Consider the following 19,437-nt stretch of genomic DNA (forward strand, 5'->3'; position numbering starts at 1 on the left):
TCGCCTCGCTTCGAGACGGCTCATTTCCAGGGGTTGTCCACCAGTTCTGTGTGCACGCTCGAGCCGACCGCGATCCGACAGTCGGCCCGCGGGGAGGCGATACACAGGAGCACGTAGCCGGCCGCCCGATGTCGGTCCTTCAGCGCCCGCGAGAGACGGCAGTAGGCCACGGCGTCGTCGACGGCACGCGCGTCGATGGCTCCGTCGGCGTCACACTCCCCGTCCGGCCGCGCCTCTTCGACCTCGAGCAGCCGTCCGGAACAGGTCCCGCAGGCGCCCGTCCGGCAGCCGTACGGGAGCACGGCCCCGTCGCACTCGGCGGCCCCGAGGATCGTTTCGTCCTCGTCGACCTCGAGGGTCAGCGTCCGGCCGTCGGGCCACTCGAGGGTCACGTCGTGGCTCGTCATCCGTTCGGGTGGTCACTGCCAGACGTCGCTCGTGCAGTCGCCGTCTGGCCACCGGATCTCGTGGGCGCGGGCCGGTCCCGCCGGGCACTCGCCCCAGTCGACCAGGAAGTCTTCGTCGAGCTCGAGGGTGCCCTTCCGGGGATCGACGTCGGCTTTCAGCATCACCGAGCCCCGCTCGCCTTCCTCGGGATAGAACTGCTCGTCCCACGAGGAAAACAGCGAGGTGGTCCAGTAGAGGCGCTCGCCGTCCAGCGAGAGCTGGATCATCTGCGGGCCGGCGCTCAGTTCGCGACCCTGGATCTCCCGAACCTCGCCGAAGGTGCCGCCGACCGAGAGCGAGTCGGCCCGTCGCGGGTCCGAAGGGTCCGAGATGTCGTACATCCAGACCTCGCCGTGGAGCCAGTTCGACCCGAACAGGTACCGATCGTCCATCGAAATCAGGATGTCCGTCGTGAGCCCGGGGACGGGCATGTCCCAGTCCTCGTGCTCGCGGGCCTCGAAGTCGATGACCTTCTCGGCGCGGTATCTCCCTTCGCCGTCGGCCGCGCTGTCGTCTCGCCAGAAGTGGAAGATGTTCGACGAGAGCGCGGCCCCGACGAACCCGTGGGTCGATTCCGGCGTGTGGAGGAAGCGCACCTCGAGCGGGATCTGCCCCTCCTCGCCGAGGTCGATCGTCTGCTCGACTGTGCCCGCTTCCCAGTCCCAGAAGTGGATTTTCCGGCCGTAGTTGCCCGCCTCGACGTCGTCGAGGTCAAAGCCCGGATAGTAGGTCTTCGGTGCGGCCCACTCGCTCGAGACCATCACGTTCTGGCGGGGCTGGTACCAGTAGTCGTAGTTCATCTCGATCTCGCCCGGCGGCTCCCACCGCCCCTCGATCTCGAAGTCCTCGTTCAGCTCGAGGAAGCCGCCCGGCAGCTCGCCGTCGGCGTCGCCGAGCATGCTGATCAGGATCTCCCCGTCCGGAATGCAGTGGACGGTGTGCGGAGCCGAGAGGTCGTACTCGTAGACCTCCTCGGGTTCGATCACCTCGACGAGCTCGGGGTTCCGCCGATCTTTCGCGTCGATCACGTGGATCCGCGAGGAGCGCTGCCCGGGGACGATCAGGTGTCGTCGCTCCAGCCCCTCGACGTGACACGACGAGGAGCAGGCGTTCCACCCGAAATGGTGGAGTTCGTCCCCGCGGTTCGGCAGTTCGATGCGGTCGACGATTTCGCAGTAGGTGTCCGAATCGGGATCGAGGTCGACGACTGCGACGAAGTCCGGCGCGTCGACGTCGGTGCCGACGTAGAGGCTCATCACGTAGGCCAGCTTTTCCCGACCGCCCTCCTCGATGGCCGCCTGCGGCGTCGCGTAGCCGGGTCCCTCGTGGTCGTGGTGGTGCTCGTGGCCGTGGTCTGGTTCGACGTCGTCTGGTGTGCTAGCGTCACTCATGGAACTCCCGACCACGGACGGGTAAATAAATCTGGTCGGGGGTGCGCGAGAAGCGGGACGAAATCTAGGCCCAGGGACTATCGCCGACTTCGGCCCGGACCCGCGGGCCGACCTCGATGCGGCAGTCGGCTCGCGGATGGGCGATACAGAGCAGCACGTAGCCGTCCGCCTGTTCCGGGTCGGTCAGCGCCGCCGGCGGCCGCCGATAGGTGAACGCGACCGCCGCGTCGAGCGGCGCTTCCGTCCCGCTCGCGTCAGCGGGGGCCTCCTCGTCCTCGAGCCCGATCAGCCGACCGACGCAGGTGATACAGGTCCCCTTCCGGCAGTCGTAGGGGAGCCGAGCGCCGGCCCGCTGGGCCGACTCGAGCACCGTCTCGTCCTCGGCGACCTCGATCGTCTGCGTCGAGCCGTCGGGCCACTCGAGAGTTACGTCGTGGCGCGTCATCGGTTGCCCGTCGCCGTTGTCACCGGCTCGTGATCGTCTACGCTGTTCATAGCCGGTGTTGGGCTCGAGCGGGGAAAAAGAGTGGACCTGACCGCTCGCGCGGGCGCTCCCGTCCGGGGTCGATCGAACGATACCCAGTATTTACCCACGTCCGACCCGTAGACGCGGCCAGATGGGACAGGGAACGGAGTTCGGACTGGTCGACTTAGAGGAGGTCGAGACTCCCGGCGACGAGTGGGAGGAGATCGACGTCTCGGATACCGAAGCGGACAAGATCGCCCGCAAGCGCGACCGTGAGTTCGAACAGTTCGAGGAGCGCATCAAGGACGCCGACCAGTTCAAGGTCGAGCAGTCGGTGTTCGACGACGCGACGTTCGCTGCGCTGTACAAACTCGTCCAGGACGGCTACGTCGAGGCCTTCGGCGGGCCGCTCTCGACGGGCAAGGAAGCGAACGTCTACCACGCGCTGGGCGACGACCGCGAGGTCGCGGTCAAGATCTACCGGATCAACGCCTCGAACTTCCGGCAGATGCGCGACTACCTCGAGGGTGACCCACGGTTCGAGGGGCTCGGCGGCAAGAAGAAAGACGTCGTCCTCGCCTGGACCAAAAAGGAACTGGCGAACTTAGAGCGGGCCAAACAGGCCGGTGTGCGGGTGCCCGAACCGATCGCGACCGAGCGCAACGTGCTCGTCATGGAGTACATCGGCAACGAGGACGGCCGCGCGAAACGCCTCGGCGAGGTCCAGATCGAGAACCCGCAAACCGCCTACGAGGTCATGCGCGAGTACATGCGCCGGCTCTACTCGGCCGGCCTGATCCACGGCGATCTGAGCGAGTACAACGTCGTGTTCGACGAGGGGCAACTCGTGTTCATCGACCTCGGGCAGGCCGTCACCGTCCACCACCCCAACAGCCGCGACTTTCTCGAGCGAGACTGCCGGAACGTCGCCTCGTTTTTCTCTCGCCAGGGACTGGACGTGGCCGAGGAGGACCTCCTCGAGTTCGTCACGAGCCCGGAGCCGGACCCCTCGCGGGACTGAGTGGGCATACGACCGTTCCGAAACGCGCCTTTCGACGGTGAGTCGACGGCGTCGGCGAGAGCTGCCTCGATCGACGCCTGCGTGCCACCGGTCACGGTGACGAGGAACACCGGTCGCTCGCCGTGGTTGAACTGTAACTCGAGGCCGAGCGTCGCTTCCGGCACGGCGGTCGCGACGCCGACGAGCGGCAGGTGTTCGCACAGGATATCGAATTCGGCCACGAGACCCATACTCGGACGTACTCGGTGCCGAAAATATACCGTTCGAATTCGGGAACGTCGTTGCGGTTCCCGCTGACCGAAGCGGTGTCGGCCCGCCGTGAACTCCGCTGGGGGCCGCCGATCGGCCCAACGTTCTTTATCGTTCCCATCACGTACTCGAGTATGAATATCGGCATCGTTTCCGACACGCACGACAACGCCGACGCGACCGAACGCGCGACCGAGATCTTCCGGGAGGAAGGCGTCGAGGTCGTCATTCACTGCGGCGACTTCGTCGCGCCGCTGATCGTCCCCTACTTCGACGACTTCGAACTCCACGGCGTCCTCGGGAACAACGACGGAGACGCGGCAAATCTGCAAGGGGCGTTCGACTCGCTCGGCGGCGAGAGCCAGCTGCACGGCCGGTTCGCCGACCTCGAGTTCGACGGGCTCTCGATCGCCGTCCTCCACGGCGAGAGCAAAGCGGAGGTCGAGGCGATCGCCGCCGGCGAGACGTACGATTTCGTCTGCTACGGACACCACCACCAGCGCGATCTCTCGGAGGACGGCCGGACGACCGTCGTCAATCCGGGCGCACACTTCCTGACGAAATCAGCGGACGATCGGACCGTGGCGATTCTCGATACGCACACGGAGTCCGTACAGTTTCGGCCGGTTCGCGAGTAAGCGCCGTCTTCCGGTTCGATCGCATCGCAACTCGAGACGGCCACGCGTGTCGGTGTCACGACTCACCCCGTGCTCGCGGACCAAGCGCTTAACCTCGCCCAGCCAGTAGCGGACTGTATGCAGCACGTGAAGATTCCGCAGGACCGCATCGGCGTTCTCATCGGCGAAGGAGGCGAGACGATGCGCGAGATCGAGGCGGAAGCCGAAGTACGACTCGACATCGACTCGGAGAACGGCTCCGTCGCCGTCGAGACCGTCGGCGACCCCGTCTTGGGGCTCAAGGCACCCGAAATCGTCCGGGCTATCGGCCGCGGCTTCGCGCCCGAGGACGCCATGCGGCTGCTCGACGACGACATGATGTTGTTCGACGTCGTCGACATCGACGCCGCCGCGCGCAACAAAAACGACATGAAACGCAAGAAGGGACGGCTCATCGGCGAGGGCGGCCGCACCCGGGAACTGATGGAGGAACTGACGGGAGCCGACGTCGTCATCTACGGCTCGACGCTCGGCATCATCGGCGCGCCCCAGGAGGTCGACGCCGTCCGCAGCGCCGCCGAGATGCTCCTCGATGGTGCGCCACACGGCGCGGTGTACTCGTTCCTCGAGGAGAAACACAACGAGATGAAACATCAGGGGATGGAGTACCACCGGTTCCCCGGCGGCCAGTCCTGACCGCCCCGCCTCCTCGTCGCCGCTTTCTCTCGGCTCGTCGTCTCGCCGAATCCTTCCCACGCTTTGGTATAAATACCCACTCACCGACGGGATCGAAAACACCGGACGGGGGTGTGATCGAGCGGTTCTATCTGCCGGATAACAAAAGAGTTATATAGAATAGCAAACAATCTCTCGTTTGACTATGGCTCAACAGATGGGCAACCAGCCCCTCATCGTGCTTTCGGAGGACAGCCAGCGGACCTCCGGCAAAGACGCGCAGTCGATGAACGTACAGGCCGGCAAGGCCGTCGCCGAATCGGTTCGGACGACGCTCGGCCCGAAGGGGATGGACAAGATGCTCGTCGACTCCTCGGGTAACGTCATCGTCACGAACGACGGTGTCACGCTGCTCTCGGAGATGGAGATCGACCACCCCGCGGCCGACATGATCGTCGAAGTCGCCGAAACACAGGAAGACGAGGTCGGCGACGGCACCACGAGTGCCGTCGTCGTCGCCGGCGAACTCCTCAGTCAGGCCGAGGACCTCCTCGACCAGGACATCCACGCGACCACCCTCGCTCAGGGGTACCGCGAGGCCGCCGAAGAGGCCACCGAGGCCCTCGAGGAGATCGCCATCGACGTTGCCGAGGACGACACGGAGATCTTGGAGCAGATCGCCGCGACGGCGATGACCGGCAAGGGCGCGGAGAACGCCAAGGACCTGCTCTCCGGACTCGTCGTCGAGGCCGTCCAGACGGTCGCCGACGACGACGGCGTCGACACGGACAACATCAAAGTCGAGAAGGTCGTCGGCGGCTCGATCGAGAACTCCGAGCTCGTCGAGGGCGTCATCGTCGACAAGGAGCGCGTCTCCGAGAACATGCCCTACTTCGCCGAGGACGCCAACATCGCGATCATCGACGGCGACCTCGAGATCAAGGAGACCGAGATCGACGCCGAGGTCAACGTCACCGACCCCGACCAGCTCGAGCAGTTCCTCGAGCAGGAAGAGGCCCAGCTGCGCGAGATGGCCGAGACGATCGCCGACGTCGGCGCCGACGCCGTCTTCGTCGACGGCGGCATCGACGACATGGCCCAGCACTACCTCGCCCAGGAGGGCATTATCGCGGTCCGCCGCGTCAAGTCCAGCGACCAGTCCCAGCTGGCCCGCTCGACCGGCGCGACGCCCGTCTCGACGGTCGACGACCTCTCCGAGGACGACCTCGGCTTCGCCGGTAGCGTCGCCCAGAAGGAGATCGCCGGCGACCAGCGCATCTTCGTCGAGGACGTCGACGACGCGCAGGCCGTCACCCTGATCCTCCGCGGCGGCACCGAACACGTCATCGACGAGGTGGACCGCGCCATCGAGGACTCGCTCGGCGTCGTCCGAACGACCATCGAGGACGGCAAGGTGCTCGCCGGCGGCGGCGCACCCGAGATCGACGTCTCGCTCGCGCTTCGCGACTACGCCGACTCCGTCGGCGGCCGCGAACAGCTCGCCGTCGAGGCCTTCGCCGACGCGCTCGAGGTCATCCCGCGCACGCTGGCCGAGAACGCGGGCCTCGACCCCATCGACTCGCTCGTCGAACTCCGCAGTGCCCACGACGGCGGCGACACGGCCGCTGGCCTCGACGCCTACACCGGCGACACCATCGACATGGAATCCGAGGGCGTCTACGAGCCGCTGCGCGTCAAGACCCAGGCCATCGAATCCGCCACCGAGGCGGCCGTCATGCTGCTGCGCATCGACGACGTCATCGCCGCGGGCGACCTCGCGGTCTCCCACGACGACGATGACGAGGACATGCCCGCCGGCGGCCCCGGTGGCATGGGCGGCGGCATGGGCGGTATGGGCGGTGGCATGGGCGGCATGATGTAGGACTAAATTTTGCTCTGCGGGCCGCCGAAGGCGGCCCTCGGCAAAATTTAGTTTAAAAGCCTCCTCCCTCCGTTCGCTCGTTGCTCGCGGCGAAGCCGCTCGCTTTCGCGGCACTACGTCCCGCGCTCTCGCTCACATCGGTCGTCGGCCCGCTCGGGCCTGCGGCCCTCGCGGTGACGACGGAGGGCCCCGTTCGAACCGCTTTCCGAAGTCGGCCCCATATTCTCACTTTGCCGTTCCGTCGTAGTTCTCGAACCCGGCAGTGCAGTTCACACTCTGCGTTTCGTCCCCTCGTCCGACGTAGCCGTGATTCTGATTCCCTCTCCAAGCCTCGAGCAACCGCTCGTTCGCGGGGCGTACAGCGCAATCCTCATGTTTGGTTCGCTACAACTGGTGTCCGTGACGAACGACGCCGACAGAAAACGCGACGTGGCGACCGCCTTCAGCGCCGCGACGGACGGCTATCGGGACGGGGCCGTGCTCAAGGAAGGTGACGACCTCGAGCGGCTCGTCGACTGGTGTTCCGATGCGACCCGTGCGCTCGACGTGGCGACCGGTGCCGGACACGTCGCCGGCGGCCTCGTCGATGCTGGCGTCTCGAGGGTCGTCGCCGCGGATCTCTCCCCGGAGATGGTTCGGACGGCGACGACCGAGTATCCCCGCGTCGAGGGCGTGGCGGTCGACGCCGAACGGCTGCCGTTCGCTGCGAATCAGTTCGACGCGGTCACCTGTCGCTTCGCCGCCCATCACTTTCCAGACCCCGAGGCCTTCCTCGCGGAGGTCGAACGCGTTCTCGCCCCGGGCGGCGTCTTCGCGCTCGAGGACCTCTGCGTTCCCGACGACCCCGAACTGGCCGCGTACGTCAACCGACTCGAGCGACTCCGCGATCCGGGCCACGTCGAGACCTATTCCTCGTCCCAGTGGCGCGGCTGGCTCGAGGCCGCGGGACTGACCGTCGACGCGGTTCAGGAGACGAGTCGCCGACTCGAGGTCGACGCGTGGCTCGACCGCATGGACGTACCGGCCGACCGCCGACGGGAGATCAGGGCGTCGCTGGCGGATGCGCCGGCGGCGCTCGAGGATGCGTTCGAGTTCGAGTACGAGACCGACGGTGACGGCGATGGGCAGCGACTGACTTCGTATCGAACGGGCGTATCGCTGTTCCGGGCGACGGCCTGACGGTGCCGGCGTCTCCCTGAGAGCGATACTGACGGTTAAGTAGCGTCCCGCGATAGTCGCTCGTATGAAGACGCTGCTCCTAGAAAGCGACGAGGTCGACGACCACGCGCAACTGGCGGACGTCATCGACGCCGTCGAGGCGGCCTTCGCCGCCTTCGAGCGCGGGGACACACAGATGCCCGCCAAGTCCTACATCGACCTCCCGCAGTACAACGGCGACTTCCGGTCGATGCCCGCCTACCTCCATGTGGGCGAGTGGGACGCCGCCGGACTGAAATGGGTCAACGTCCACCCGGACAACCCCGCCGACCACGACCTGCCGACCGTACTGGGGACGATGATCTACTCCGATCCCGAGACCGCGTTCCCGCTCGCGATCATGGACGGCACGACGCTCACGATGAAACGCACCGGGGCAGCGGCGGCCGTCGCCACCGATTACCTCGCCGTCGAAGACGCCTCGAGTCTGGGCCTCGTCGGGGCCGGCGTCCAGTCCTATACGCAACTCGAGGCGATCAGCGAGGTCCGGCCGATCGAAGAGGTCGTCGTCTCGGATCCCGACGACGACCGCGTCCGGCGGTTCGTCGAGGCCTTCGAGGACCGGTTCGACGTCCGCGGCGGCTCGATTTCCGAGGCGGGGCACTGCGACGTGCTCTCGACCGTGACCCCTGTCGAGGAGCCGATCGTGGGACTCGAGGCCGTCGGCGACCGCACGCACGTCAACGCCATCGGGGCCGACGCCGAGGGGAAACACGAACTCGAGGACGCGCTGCTCGAGGCGGCGACCACCGTCATCGACGACCACGAGCAGTGTACTCACTCGGGCGAGATCAACGTCCCCTACCGGGCGGGGACGCTGACGGACGCGGACATCCACGGGGAAATCGGCGAACTCGTCGTCGGGACGAAAGAAGGACGAACCGCCGAGACGGGGATCACCGTCTTCGACTCGACGGGGCTCGCGATCCAGGACGTAGCGGCCGCGCGTGTAGTCTACGAGCGGGCGTCGGCCGCTGGTGCGGGGTACGAGTTCGACATGGTCGGCGTCGGCGATCCGTCGTAACCGAGACCGTCGATCCGGACGCGGGCGCGTCGCGCGCTCGGGGGCGGGCGGTTCCGCGACCCCGATTCGCGACCGGGTCCGCGAGTGCGGGTGGTCGTTCGTGGGAGGGAACGTTTTCTACCCGTTGCTCGTCTTCTGAGACAGCATGGACCACGTCCGGACGCTCGAATGCACGCTCTGTGGCGAGACGTACGATCCCGAGCAGGTCGTCTACACCTGTTCGAACCATCCCGGCGTCCGGGGGATTCTCGAGGTGCGGTACGACTACGATGTCGTGCGGGACCGCTTCGACGAGCCCCTCGACGGGAACATTCCGGATCAGTGGAAGTATCGGGCGTTCCTCCCGGTCGATGCGGACGCGGAGCCGGTGACGCTGCAGGAAGGCGGAACGGATCTCTACGACGCGCCGCGGCTCGGCGACGAACTAGGAGTCCACGTGCGCGTGAAAGACGACGGCCGCAATCCGACGGGCGTCCTGAAAGACCGCGCGACCAGTGTGTCGGTGACGAAGGCCGCTCACGCCGGACGTGACGTCGTGACGTGCGCCTCGACGGGCAACGCCGCGGCGTCGCTGGCGGGCTACGCCGCTCGCGGTGGCCTCGATTGTCGGATCTTCGTCCCCGGCGACGCGCCCGAAGAGAAGTTGGCGCAGCCGCTCGTCTACGGTGCCGACGTCCTCGCCGTCGACGGGAGCTACGACGAAGCCTACGACCTCAGTATGGCAGTCACCGAGGCGTTCGGCTGGTACAATCGCAACGCCGCGGTCAATCCGTTTCAGGTCGAGGGGAAGCGAACCGTCGGGCACGAACTCGCCGAGCAAACGCGCGGCGACGTACCGGACTGGCTCGTGTTCTCGATGGGCGACGGCTGTACGATCTACGGCGGCTGGAAGGGGTTTCGCGAGTTCCACGACCTCGGATTCGTCGACGAACTGCCGAAGATGCTCGGCGTTCAGGCCGAGGGAGCGAGCGCCGTCCACGACGCCTTCCACGACCACGATTCGACCGACGAGGTCGCGAGCACGCTCGCCGACAGCATCGCGGTCGGTCGGCCGCTCAACACGGTGAAGGCGGTGAAAGCGCTGCACGAAAGCGGTGGCACGTCCGTCCTCGTCAGCGACGAGGCGATCCTCCGCGCGGAGAAGACGCTCGGAAGCACGGAGGGGATCTACGCCGAACCCGCCGGCGCGACGCCGGTCGCGGGAATCCGTAAAGCGCGCTCCGAGGGGATCATCGATGCCGACGAGTCGGTGCTGGCCGTCGTCACCGGCTACGGGCTGAAAGACACGAAAAGCGCCATACAGGCCGCCGCAAGCGCCGTGGAGATCGCACCGGAGATCGACGAGGTCACCCGACGGTACGATCCGGCCGAGTGACGGTCCGCTGCTCGAACCGGCGACGATAGCGAGGCCTCCCACGATGATCCCGCGATCGCCGGGTAATCACTCGACCCGTCTGTCTCCCTCGTTACCGGTCCACCGACTTCAGCACCTTCATTTCTTGGCTTCCCGGGAAACGAACGCCCCCGTCGATGCCGTTCTTCGAGTCGAACTCGACGGCGAACTCTCCTCGCGTCGGCGAGAGCAGTGATCTCCCGTATCGGAGTCGCGCCTGTTTGTCGTTCTCCAGCCGCGATCCGTTTGCAGGTCGCCCGTGACTCACCCGCGGGACAGTCGCCGCGGAATCGAGCCAGTCATCGACATTTCGTCGACGTAGTGGAACACCGGTTCGCCGGCCGGCGTCGGCAGACCGTTGGCCTCGAGCATCGTATTCTCGTGGATCGTCGCGACTGCCGGCTGGAGCGGCCACGGGTCGTGTGCGAGTTCGCCGGTCAGGACGTCGCTCGCGGTCGGCGCGTAGATCCGTCGGCGAGCGGTGAGCCAGTACGCGAGCGAGTTCGGCTCGGCGGTGAACACGTCGCCGTCGGGACGGTAGGTCGCTGCGAACCGGGCGGGTGTCTCGCCGTCCGAGCGTCGTCGCTCGCTCGAGAAAGCGACGTGGTTCTCTTCGGTCGCGCCGACTCGCATGGTCGCGTCGTAGACCGGCAGCCCGGCCGTCCGGCTCAGGGTCGTCGCGACCAGCGAACTGCCGACGTCGATGCTGAAGAAAAACAGGCCCGGCTCGTCCCGATAGCGAACGTACGTCCGGACGGCGAGTTCGGGAAACGCCAGTCTGGTAATCGACGGCGTCCCGCGGATCCCGACGTTCGTGAGTACGAACGGGAGTACGCTCAGCCAGGCGTGTCCGTCTCGAGTCTCGAGGTTCAACTGACCCGGAACGTGTGGTCGAAGCTCGTCGGGATCGACCGGCCAGTGAGCAAACAATCCGTCGCGCCACGTCATCGAGGCGATGTGTGGTGTTTTCGACGCCGACCCCCCCGCGAATCTCCATCGAAACGGATCCGTACGTTGTGCGTTCATCCTCAGAACCAACAGGTACTGTGGACACCCCTACGACGTACTGACGTATAAATCAGATAGCCAGCTGTCAGATCCGGTGGTTGTCGGTTGTCTGCCACGATCGCGCGCTCGCAGCAGGGAGTGACGACCGCTGTCAGTCGGCCGGATCGACGGCTGGATCGTCGGACTTCTCGAGAGTGACGCCGCCCGAGCCGTCGTCGCCCGATCCGCTCGATTGGAGCTGCTCGATTACCTGGTCGGTGGCATCGGTCGCACGGAGCACCAACACCCCGAACCCGACGCGGGTGAGAACGTCGATGTAGACGCCCAGGAAGACCCCGCTGAACGCGTCGAGCAACCCCAGGTTCTGCCGCGAGGCGATGCCGAGGACCAGATAGAACACCCAGATCAGGATGAGCAGGTTCCTGAGCTTTCCGTAGAGGAGGACGCGCTCGCCGCCTTGCTTGCCGGACCGTTTCGTGACCGGTCCCACCATCAGATAGATGAGCACGACGAGGCTCGCGAGCGTCACGAGGGTGCTCACCGAATCCAGCGGCGGCTCGAGGAAGTAGCCGACGACCGTCGCTCCAATCCAGCCCAGACCGAAGACGAACATCGCGACCTGTTGTCGTCTGCTCGCGCCGGCGACGAGGCCGGCGATGGCGATCATGACCGGCGTCGTGATGAAGTAGTCGACGTAGCGGCTCATCGGCATCGGTTGGCCGTTGGCCGCCGTGGCGGTCAACAGCTCCGCCGACATCCCGAAGTAGCCGAGCGCGAGCGTCCCGCAGATGATCGGCACCGGGAGGTAGTACCGGCGCTTGCCCGTCGGCATTCGACTGACCCAGACGAGGAACCCGACGGTCGCAGCCACCAGCACGTAGAAGGCATACCGGTAGAGCTGGAGTTCGGGGATCATCGGCGCTCACCCCCCTGTCCGGCTGCGGCCGCAGTCGGATCCGCCGCCCCCGAAACGGAGAACTCGTCGACGGCGTCGGCGAGAGCCGCCGCCCGCTCGTCGAGCCGCGTCGCTTCGGCCGACACGTCGCTGATCGTCGCGGTCGTCTCCTCGGCCGCCGCGGCGACCTGCTGGGCCTGCGAGGTCGTCTCGTCGGCGACGCTCGCGACGTCCTGGACGATCGTCGCCAGCTCCTCGGCGGAACCGGCCTGTTCGTCGGTCGCCTGGTCGATCTCCTCGACGCCGGCGGCCACTTGTTCGATCTCCGTCGCGATCCGGTCTAACTTCAGTGAGAGGTCGTCGACCCGGCCGGTCGCGGAGCCGATCGTCGCTTCTGCTTCCTGAATCTGCGTTGCGCTTTCGGTCGCCCGCTGTTGGATCGATTCGATCATGGTCTCGACGTCATCGACTGCCGCCTGCGTCTGTGCTGCGAGTTCCTTGACTTCGTCGGCGACGGCCTGGAACCCGCCGCTCTCGCTCGAGGCGCTCTCCGATCGCGCGGACTCGATGGCCGCGTTCAGTGCGAGCATGTTCGTCTGGCCGGCGATCTCGTCGATCAGCTCGACGATTTCCTGGATCTGTTCGGCCTCCTGATCGAGCGATCGGATGGTCTCGGCGACGGCTTCCGTCTGGTCGCTGGCCGCGTGCATCTCCGCGGTCGTCTCCTCGACCTCCTGCCGGCCTTCGGTCGCCAGTGCGTCGACCTGATTGGACTGCTCTGCGATGTTGCTCGTCGCGGCCGCGACCTCCTCGACGGTCGCGGACATCTCCTTGACTTCGGTCGTCGCCACCGTGAGGTCCTCGGCCTGTTTCGCGGACCCGTCCGAAATCTCTTGCACCGAGGAGCTGACCTCCTGGCTCGCCCGACGGATCTCGTCGGAGCTGGTCTGGACTTCGGTGCTCGTCCGGGCGACCTCGGCGGAGATCGTCTTGACCTGAGCGACCGCCGACTCGAGGTCGGCGATCATTTCGTTGAACGCCTCGGCGATCGAGACCATCGCCTCGTGGTCCGTCTCCGGCTCGAGGCGCTGCTCCAAGTCGCCGTCAGCGCACGCCGCCATGACGTCGCTGTAGCGTTCGGCCTCGGCCTCGAGCTCTCGGTTGCGCTGCTCGGTCCGCTGCTGGGCCTCGCGGGCGCGCTCGCGTTGGTCCTCCAGATCGGACAGCGTCTCTTTGAGCGAGTCGCGCATCGAAGCGAACGACGTGTAGAGGATACCGACCTCGTCCATCCGATCGGTCTCGAGATCGACCTCGAGATCGCCGTTCCCCATCCGTTCGGCCTTGTTCGCGAGCCGACGGAGGCTCAGCGAGATGTTGCCGCCGAGGACGACCCCGACGAGTCCGAGATGGAGGAAGAAGACCAGCAGCATCGCAATCACCGACGCCGACGCGGTGTTTTGCGGCGCGTAGACAGCCGCTTCGGTGTCGTAGGTCGTAACCGTCAGCGACGTCTCGCCGACGTCGATCGGTGCCGCCGTCGCCGCATACTCCGTGTCGGTTCCATCGGGGGTCCCGGTCACGACGCCCTCGTTGGACGGCGAGGCGGCGGCGAGGACGGCAGCGTCGCCGACCGACGCTTCGTCGCCGACCGCTGCGATCGTCCCACCGTCGGCGTCGGTGACGATCGTTCGTGCGCCCTCCGTCTCGAGAACTGACGCGAACGCGTCGACGGGGGTGGAGACGGCTACGTACCGCTGGCCACCGCCGTCGCGCTCGACGCTCGTGACGAACGAGAGGACCGAATCGTTAGTCGCTAAACCCTGATGGGCAGTACTCGGCCCGTTCGTCGCCCCGTCGACCCCGGCCGTCTCGAAGAAGTTCTCCCCGGTTGCTCCGTCGTCGCTGCTCGCGAGAACGGTCCCATCTTCGCCTATGTAGTGTATCGCTGCGATCCGCCCCTCGCGAGCGGATCGAGTCGTCGCGAGTTCGGTTTCGATTTCGTCGGTCGTCCCGCTCTGGAGGGTCGGGTCTGCGGCGAGGCCAGCCGCTGTCTCGCCGGTCGTTTCGAGCCAGACCGCGGCGACGTCGCTGCGGTCGTCGGTCCGGTCGCTGAAGTGATCCGCTGCGGCCGGGCCGACCGAACCCGAGACGTGACCGAGAAAGAGCGCGCCGACGAGGAGCGTCATCACCGCGACTAATACGAAAATCAATCCGATCTTTACACTGTACGTTTCTCTGAGCCGATCAGGGATAGTGTCCTCGAGTGCCATATTGTCACATTGTTCGAGCAACGCAGTGCTGCTCTCTACCTTCCCAATTGCTGTTTCCCCCTCCCCATTGAATGTATCGGTCGAATTGATTGTTTGGTGAGTCAGTCATTCATTATCTCTTTTGAATGTCGGATACAGCCAGTCACGGACCGATATAATTCTATGGAAAATTATATGAGATAAACAGAAATTCAGTTTTAGCATAATGGTAACGGGCTGACTTCGCTGCCAACGGAATACGACGGAATTCGGCGATGAAAACGACTATCTCGATCGTTGTGAGAGCTGAAACAGTACGTGAAAATGGTATGGACGGTGTGTCGACGACGAGTCGAGCGCTGCAAACGTCTCAATCGTCGATTTCGATCGCCGGCCGGCCGGGTTCGGCGTTCGCAAGCACGTCCGCCTCGGCCTCGTCGGCGCGAACGACGTGCACCGGCGCTTCGAACTCGCGTTCGATCAACCACGCTGCCGACTCGAGCGCGGCGTGCTCCTCGTCGGGGTCGAGCGTCATCGACAGCGCCTCGCGCTCGGCCTGCAGGTCTTGCCCGTAGTCGGCCGCGGCGTCGCCCTGTTCGCGGATGTGGGCTTCCCCCATCAGTTCGCCAATCAGGTTGTCAGCGTCGCTCTCGATCGCGATCTCGAGGGCGTCGTACTTCCAGTCGGGGGCGACGACGACGTCGATCCGCTGGGGGTCCTCGATGCCGGCCACCTCGACGATGTCGCGGATGTCCTCGCGCGTGTTCTCGACCAGCCGGCGACGCTTGGCGACTCGGTCGCGGTCGATCTCGGCGGTCGGCCACTCGGCCTCGGCGACGAAGCCGTCGCCACCGAGCTCGTCGTACAGCTCCTCGGCCAGGTGGGGTGCGACCGGTGCGAGCAGGCGGACGACGGTCGACAGCCCGCGCTCGTAGGTCTCGGCGTGTGGCTCGGTGTAGTCGGCGTACTGCCGCAGCGTCCGGACAAGGTCTTGCGTCTCGCGCAGCGCCTTGTTGAACGTCAGGTCGTCGTACTCCTCGCTGGCAATGGCGATCGCCGCGTCGATCTCCGCGTCGACGTAGCTCGCGATCGCGTCGTCGTCGCCGGCCGGTTCGTCCGTCACGTAGTTCTCGACCATTCCCTTCAGTCGGTCGAGGAAGGCGTACGTCGAACGGACACCCTCCTCGCTCCAGTCGAAGTCGCGTTCGGGCTGGGCGGCCTGCATCATGAACAGCCGCGCGGTGTCGGCCCCGTACTCCTCGACGATCCGCTGGGGTGAGACGACGTTGCCCTTCGACTTGGACATCTTCTCGCCCTCGAGTTGGACCATCCCCTGGGCGAGCAGGTTGGTGAACGGTTCGCGGTGCTCGAGCCCCTCGTGGTCGGCCAGCACCTTCGTGAAGAACCGGGAGTAGAGCAGGTGCATCACGGCGTGTTCGATGCCGCCGACGTACTGGTCGACGGGCATCCAGTCGTTGGCCCGCTCGCGGTCGAACGGGGCGTCCTCGAGACCCGGCGAGACGTACCGCAGGAAGTACCACGAGGAGTCGACGAAGGTGTCCATCGTGTCGGTCTCGCGGGTCGCGTCGCCGCCACACTCCGGACAGCTCGTCTGCTTCCACTCCTCGGCCGCATCGAGGGGGTTGCCGGTCGTGTTGATGAACTCGGGGAGCTCGACGGGCAGGTCCTCCGCGGGGACCGTCACGGGGCCACAGTCGTCACAGTGGACGACCGGGATCGGGGTCCCCCAGTAGCGCTGCCGGGAGATGCCCCAGTCGCGGAGCTGGTACTGCGTGGCTTCTTCGGCGCTCTCGATGTCCTGGGTCAGCCGTTCGCGGGCCGTTTCGCTGTCGAGGCCGCTGTACTCGCCGCAGTTGATCAGGACGCCGTCGTCGGTGAACGCTGCCTCGTCCACGTCGGGCGCTTCGGGCTCCTCGCCGTCCTCGGGTTCGGGAGCGATGACCGGCTCGATGTCGATATCGTGCTTTTCGGCGAACGCGTGGTCGCGCTCGTCGTGGCCGGGAACGGCCATCAACGCGCCCGTCCCGACGTCCGAGAGGACGAAGTCGGCGACGTAGACCGGGATCTCGTCGCCCGTCGCGGGATTCGTGGCGGTTAGGTCCGTCTCGACCCCGTTGGGTTCGTCACCGTCGGGGTCGGCCTCGTGATGGACGAACTCGTGGATCTCGTCGTCTTCTTCGGCCAACTGCTCGCTGATCGGATGATCCGGTGCGAGTGCGAAGAACGTCGCGCCGTAGATGGTGTCGAGGCGGGTGGTGAACGCAGTCACAGCGCCGTACTCCCGCGGCTCGCTCTCCTCGCCGCGTCCGTTCGAGGCGTCACGCGCCTCGCCGATCTCGAAGTCGACTTCACTACCGTACTGGCGGCCGATCCAGTTGCGCTGCATCTGGCGCACCGAGTTGGGCCACCCCTCGAGGTCGTCGATGGCCTCGAGCAGTTCGTCGGCGTACTCGGTGATCTTCAGGAACCACTGGTCGAGTTCACGCTGTTCGACGGGCGTGTCACAGCGCCAGCAGAGTTCGGCCTCGCCCTCGACCTGTTCGTCGGCCAGCACGGTCTCGCAGTTTGGACACCAGTTGACGTCGGCGTCGCGGCGCTCGACCAGCCCTTCCTCGTAGAAGCGCTCGAAGAGCCACTGGTTCCACTGGTAGTATTCGGGCGTGCAGGTGGTGACTTCCCGGTCCCAGTCGTAGCCAAAGCCCATCGCCTCCATCTGCCCCTTCATCGTCTCGATGCAGTCGAACGTCCAGTCCCGCGGGTTCGTGTCGCGCTCCTTGGCCGCGTTCTCGGCGGGGAGCCCGAACGCGTCCCACCCCATCGGATGGAGGACGTCGTCGCCCTGCATCCGTCGGTAGCGGGCGTACGCGTCCGTGATCGTGTAGTTTCGGACGTGCCCCATGTGGAGCTTGCCCGACGGGTACGGGTACATCCCGAGGACGTACGTCGGATCGTCGACGCCGTCGGGCGTTCGATAGGCGTTCGACTCGTCCCACGCCTCCTGCCACCGTCGTTCGACCGCCGCGTGGTCGTATCCCGCGTCGCTCATTTGCTTATATACCTCTAGACGGGGACGCCGCCCTATACCTTTCCATACACTAGCCCGCCGGGCCGACGCCCCCGCCGTGAGGGAACGCGTCCGATCGCTCGCCGCCCGACGATGCCGGTAGCCGAGCGTTTTTATCCCCGGCTTGTCCCATCTCGGGCCATGGTAGCTAACGCCACCGTCTTCGTAACTGGCGCGAGTCAGGGACTGGGCCGCGAAATTGCCGTCGCGTTCGCAAACGAGGGGGCGAACGTCGTCCTCGCGGCCAGAAGCGACGGTATCTACGAGACCGCGGAGGAAATCGGTGCGCCCGATCGAACGCTGGCCGTCGAGACCGACGTGACCGACCCCGAATCGGTCGCCGACGCGATCGACGAAACGGTCGCGACATTCGGCGGGCTGGACTGTCTCGTGAACAACGCCGGGATCGCCGGGCCCACCGCGCCCCTCGAGGAGACGACCGACGACGAGTGGCTCGAGACCCTCGACGTCAACGTCGTCGGCGTCGCCCGCGTCACTCGTGAGGCGGCTCCCCACCTTCGCGAATCAGAGCGGGGGAGCGTCGTCAACATCTCCTCGATCGGCGGCAAGCGGCCGTACGCCAACCGGACGCCCTACGCCGCCTCGAAGATGGGTCTGATCGGCGTGACCCGCGCGATGGCCGCGGAGTTCGGCGACGACGGCATCACCGTCAACGCGATCTGTCCCGGTCCGGTCGAGGGTGATCGCATCCGAGGCGTCTTCGAGCGACAGGCCGAGGAGGCGGGCGTCCCCGTCGAGGCGGTCGAGGGGGACGTCCTCGAGAGTCTCATGATCGACGATCTGGTCCCGCCCGAGGAGGTCGCGGAACTGGCCGTCCACCTCGCGAGTTCGGACTCGAGACACGTCACGGGACAGGACATCAACGTCTCGTCGGGCGGCGCCTGGTACTGACCGGGACGGACCGAGACCCCCCTCAGCGGACGCCGAGTATCGCGACGAGCACGCCGAGCGCGATGAACACACCGCCGACCGCCTTTTGCATGCGGATTCTCGAGCGCAACTGATCCTCCTGCGTCTCGAGCGTGTCGGTCGCGATCACCAGCGGCGTCTCGTCGGTGCCCCGGAGGACGTAGCCGTCGGCCGTCTCGGTCAGTCCCCCGCGAACGACCAGTTCGTCCCCGTCCCGGATGACTGTTCTCTGGTATTTGTCGGGCATGGTGGTCTTCCTGCCGACGCTGATCGTGACCTCCACATCGCTCAGGGCACCGCCCTCGCCGGCCAGTCCCGTCCGCTCGAGGAAGCGATTGACCGGGTCGAGATCGCCGAGATAGGCCTCCGTTTCCGGCTCGCCGAGAAACGACTGCGACGAGTCGAAGGGGTCGTCCACGTCGGCCGCGAGCGCCGCGGTGTCGACGCCGACGCGGTCCCAGCCGTGGTCGACGTCGAACTCGCCGACCGCGAGCTCGCCGTCTACCGTCCGCCATCGACTGCCGTTCCCCGTCCCCTCCTTCCGGCGGAGCCGCCACGCCCAGAGGGCGGCCGAATCGTCCCCGTTCGACTCGGGTCCGGTTCGCTCCGGCGACGCCGGTTCGACGACGGAGACCGGGCCCCTGACCGTCACTACTTCTCCCGGCTCGAGACGGCCCTCAGCCGGTGATTCGAGTTCGTCGATCGTCGTCTGCTGACCGCGGAGCCCGTCGACTCCGGAGAGTACAATCGCACCGAGCACCACGAAGCCTGCCGCGACGACGAGGGCAAACAGCTGGACCATGAACGAGTATGTGTAATCGAAACATAATAAATACCTGAGACCTTCCGGTTTCGATGTCCCCTGGTCAGCGGCCGACTATCGCTAT

16 protein-coding genes and 1 pseudogene are annotated in these 19,437 nt (G+C 66.1%); 8 read left to right on the top strand and 9 right to left on the bottom strand.

Annotation, left to right across the window (positions count from 1 at the left end; translation table 11 throughout):
- Nucleotides 1-20: 20 nt before the first annotated feature.
- From NDO75_RS15520 to NDO75_RS15530, 3 genes are all read right to left on the bottom strand, one after another.
- Nucleotides 21-407: a 2Fe-2S iron-sulfur cluster-binding protein gene (locus NDO75_RS15520; protein WP_310907463.1), complete on the bottom strand. Its 387-nt coding sequence runs from the start codon at nucleotides 405-407 to the stop codon at nucleotides 21-23.
- 12 nt (nucleotides 408-419) lie between these two features.
- The gene (locus tag NDO75_RS15525) at nucleotides 420-1,838 is read right to left on the bottom strand and encodes a selenium-binding protein SBP56-related protein (protein WP_310907464.1); all 1,419 of its coding nucleotides are present in this window, start codon (nucleotides 1,836-1,838) and stop codon (nucleotides 420-422) included.
- Between the two features lie 64 nt (nucleotides 1,839-1,902).
- Nucleotides 1,903-2,283: a 2Fe-2S iron-sulfur cluster-binding protein gene (locus NDO75_RS15530; protein ID WP_310907465.1), complete on the bottom strand. Its 381-nt coding sequence runs from the start codon at nucleotides 2,281-2,283 to the stop codon at nucleotides 1,903-1,905.
- A gap of 172 nt (nucleotides 2,284-2,455) precedes the next feature.
- Here NDO75_RS15530 and rio1 point away from each other — a divergent pair, with 172 nt between their 5' ends.
- Nucleotides 2,456-3,325 carry a serine/threonine-protein kinase Rio1 gene (gene rio1, locus NDO75_RS15535; protein WP_310907467.1) on the top strand — a complete coding sequence of 290 codons (870 nt, stop codon included), beginning with the start codon at nucleotides 2,456-2,458 and terminating at the stop codon, nucleotides 3,323-3,325.
- 41 nt (nucleotides 3,326-3,366) lie between these two features.
- Here rio1 and NDO75_RS15540 read toward each other — a convergent pair.
- Nucleotides 3,367-3,555 (bottom strand): annotated as a pseudogene (locus tag NDO75_RS15540) (DNA-binding protein); the annotation flags it as partial.
- A 153-nt stretch (nucleotides 3,556-3,708) separates the two neighbouring features.
- Between NDO75_RS15540 and NDO75_RS15545 the strand changes: the two are divergent.
- The 6 genes from NDO75_RS15545 (at nucleotide 3,709) to thrC (ending at nucleotide 10,365) form a co-directional block, all read left to right on the top strand.
- Nucleotides 3,709-4,212 carry a metallophosphoesterase gene (locus tag NDO75_RS15545; protein ID WP_310907469.1) on the top strand — a complete coding sequence of 168 codons (504 nt, stop codon included), beginning with the start codon at nucleotides 3,709-3,711 and terminating at the stop codon, nucleotides 4,210-4,212.
- A 117-nt stretch (nucleotides 4,213-4,329) separates the two neighbouring features.
- Nucleotides 4,330-4,887: a KH domain-containing protein gene (locus NDO75_RS15550; protein WP_310907470.1), complete on the top strand. Its 558-nt coding sequence runs from the start codon at nucleotides 4,330-4,332 to the stop codon at nucleotides 4,885-4,887.
- Between the two features lie 196 nt (nucleotides 4,888-5,083).
- Nucleotides 5,084-6,748, top strand: coding sequence for a thermosome subunit alpha (thsA, locus tag NDO75_RS15555; RefSeq protein ID WP_310907550.1), 1,665 nt, complete (start codon nucleotides 5,084-5,086; stop codon nucleotides 6,746-6,748).
- Between the two features lie 399 nt (nucleotides 6,749-7,147).
- Entirely contained in the window at nucleotides 7,148-7,927 is a 780-nt protein-coding gene (locus tag NDO75_RS15560; RefSeq protein WP_310907471.1) for a class I SAM-dependent methyltransferase, read from the top strand.
- Between the two features lie 64 nt (nucleotides 7,928-7,991).
- Nucleotides 7,992-8,990 (top strand): ornithine cyclodeaminase family protein, encoded by a 999-nt coding sequence (locus NDO75_RS15565; RefSeq protein WP_310907472.1) that lies wholly within the window; start codon nucleotides 7,992-7,994, stop codon nucleotides 8,988-8,990.
- Nucleotides 8,991-9,135: 145 nt separating this feature from the next.
- Nucleotides 9,136-10,365 (top strand): threonine synthase, encoded by a 1,230-nt coding sequence (gene thrC / locus NDO75_RS15570; protein WP_310907473.1) that lies wholly within the window; start codon nucleotides 9,136-9,138, stop codon nucleotides 10,363-10,365.
- A 282-nt stretch (nucleotides 10,366-10,647) separates the two neighbouring features.
- Here the strand turns inward: thrC and NDO75_RS15575 are convergent, their stop codons facing one another.
- From NDO75_RS15575 to leuS, 4 genes are all read right to left on the bottom strand, one after another.
- A complete protein-coding gene (locus NDO75_RS15575) occupies nucleotides 10,648-11,409 on the bottom strand; it encodes a DUF2071 domain-containing protein (RefSeq protein ID WP_310907474.1) in 762 nt (253 codons plus the stop codon).
- Between the two features lie 133 nt (nucleotides 11,410-11,542).
- Nucleotides 11,543-12,307: a bacteriorhodopsin gene (locus NDO75_RS15580; protein ID WP_310907475.1), complete on the bottom strand. Its 765-nt coding sequence runs from the start codon at nucleotides 12,305-12,307 to the stop codon at nucleotides 11,543-11,545.
- Nucleotides 12,304-14,472, bottom strand: coding sequence for a methyl-accepting chemotaxis protein (locus tag NDO75_RS15585; protein ID WP_310907477.1), 2,169 nt, complete (start codon nucleotides 14,470-14,472; stop codon nucleotides 12,304-12,306). The genes NDO75_RS15580 and NDO75_RS15585 overlap by 4 nt, the downstream gene beginning before the upstream one ends.
- A 433-nt stretch (nucleotides 14,473-14,905) precedes the next feature.
- Nucleotides 14,906-17,602: a leucine--tRNA ligase gene (gene leuS, locus NDO75_RS15590; RefSeq protein ID WP_310907478.1), complete on the bottom strand. Its 2,697-nt coding sequence runs from the start codon at nucleotides 17,600-17,602 to the stop codon at nucleotides 14,906-14,908.
- 159 nt (nucleotides 17,603-17,761) lie between these two features.
- Here leuS and NDO75_RS15595 point away from each other — a divergent pair, with 159 nt between their 5' ends.
- On the top strand, nucleotides 17,762-18,532 hold the full coding sequence (locus NDO75_RS15595; protein WP_310907480.1) for an SDR family oxidoreductase: 771 nt from the start codon (nucleotides 17,762-17,764) through the stop codon (nucleotides 18,530-18,532).
- 22 nt (nucleotides 18,533-18,554) lie between these two features.
- Here NDO75_RS15595 and NDO75_RS15600 read toward each other — a convergent pair whose 3' ends face one another.
- The gene (locus tag NDO75_RS15600) at nucleotides 18,555-19,352 is read right to left on the bottom strand and encodes a hypothetical protein (RefSeq protein WP_310907482.1); all 798 of its coding nucleotides are present in this window, start codon (nucleotides 19,350-19,352) and stop codon (nucleotides 18,555-18,557) included.
- Nucleotides 19,353-19,437 lie beyond the last annotated feature (85 nt).

This window comes from Natrinema sp. 1APR25-10V2, from assembly GCF_031626495.1.
In the GTDB taxonomy this organism is placed as follows: domain Archaea; phylum Halobacteriota; class Halobacteria; order Halobacteriales; family Natrialbaceae; genus Natrinema.

Coding starts and splice junctions, on each gene's coding strand:
- thrC (WP_310907473.1), top strand. CDS start 9,136: ATGGACCACGTCCGGACGCTCGAATGCACGCTCTGTGGCGAGACGTAC.
- rio1 (WP_310907467.1), top strand. CDS start 2,456: ATGGGACAGGGAACGGAGTTCGGACTGGTCGACTTAGAGGAGGTCGAG.
- NDO75_RS15585 (WP_310907477.1), bottom strand. CDS start 14,472: ATGACGCTCCTCGTCGGCGCGCTCTTTCTCGGTCACGTCTCGGGTTCG.
- NDO75_RS15545 (WP_310907469.1), top strand. CDS start 3,709: ATGAATATCGGCATCGTTTCCGACACGCACGACAACGCCGACGCGACC.
- NDO75_RS15600 (WP_310907482.1), bottom strand. CDS start 19,352: ATGGTCCAGCTGTTTGCCCTCGTCGTCGCGGCAGGCTTCGTGGTGCTC.
- NDO75_RS15565 (WP_310907472.1), top strand. CDS start 7,992: ATGAAGACGCTGCTCCTAGAAAGCGACGAGGTCGACGACCACGCGCAA.
- NDO75_RS15595 (WP_310907480.1), top strand. CDS start 17,762: ATGGTAGCTAACGCCACCGTCTTCGTAACTGGCGCGAGTCAGGGACTG.
- thsA (WP_310907550.1), top strand. CDS start 5,084: ATGGGCAACCAGCCCCTCATCGTGCTTTCGGAGGACAGCCAGCGGACC.
- NDO75_RS15575 (WP_310907474.1), bottom strand. CDS start 11,409: ATGAACGCACAACGTACGGATCCGTTTCGATGGAGATTCGCGGGGGGG.
- NDO75_RS15550 (WP_310907470.1), top strand. CDS start 4,330: ATGCAGCACGTGAAGATTCCGCAGGACCGCATCGGCGTTCTCATCGGC.
- NDO75_RS15530 (WP_310907465.1), bottom strand. CDS start 2,283: ATGACGCGCCACGACGTAACTCTCGAGTGGCCCGACGGCTCGACGCAG.
- NDO75_RS15520 (WP_310907463.1), bottom strand. CDS start 407: ATGACGAGCCACGACGTGACCCTCGAGTGGCCCGACGGCCGGACGCTG.
- NDO75_RS15580 (WP_310907475.1), bottom strand. CDS start 12,307: ATGATCCCCGAACTCCAGCTCTACCGGTATGCCTTCTACGTGCTGGTG.
- NDO75_RS15525 (WP_310907464.1), bottom strand. CDS start 1,838: ATGAGTGACGCTAGCACACCAGACGACGTCGAACCAGACCACGGCCAC.
- leuS (WP_310907478.1), bottom strand. CDS start 17,602: ATGAGCGACGCGGGATACGACCACGCGGCGGTCGAACGACGGTGGCAG.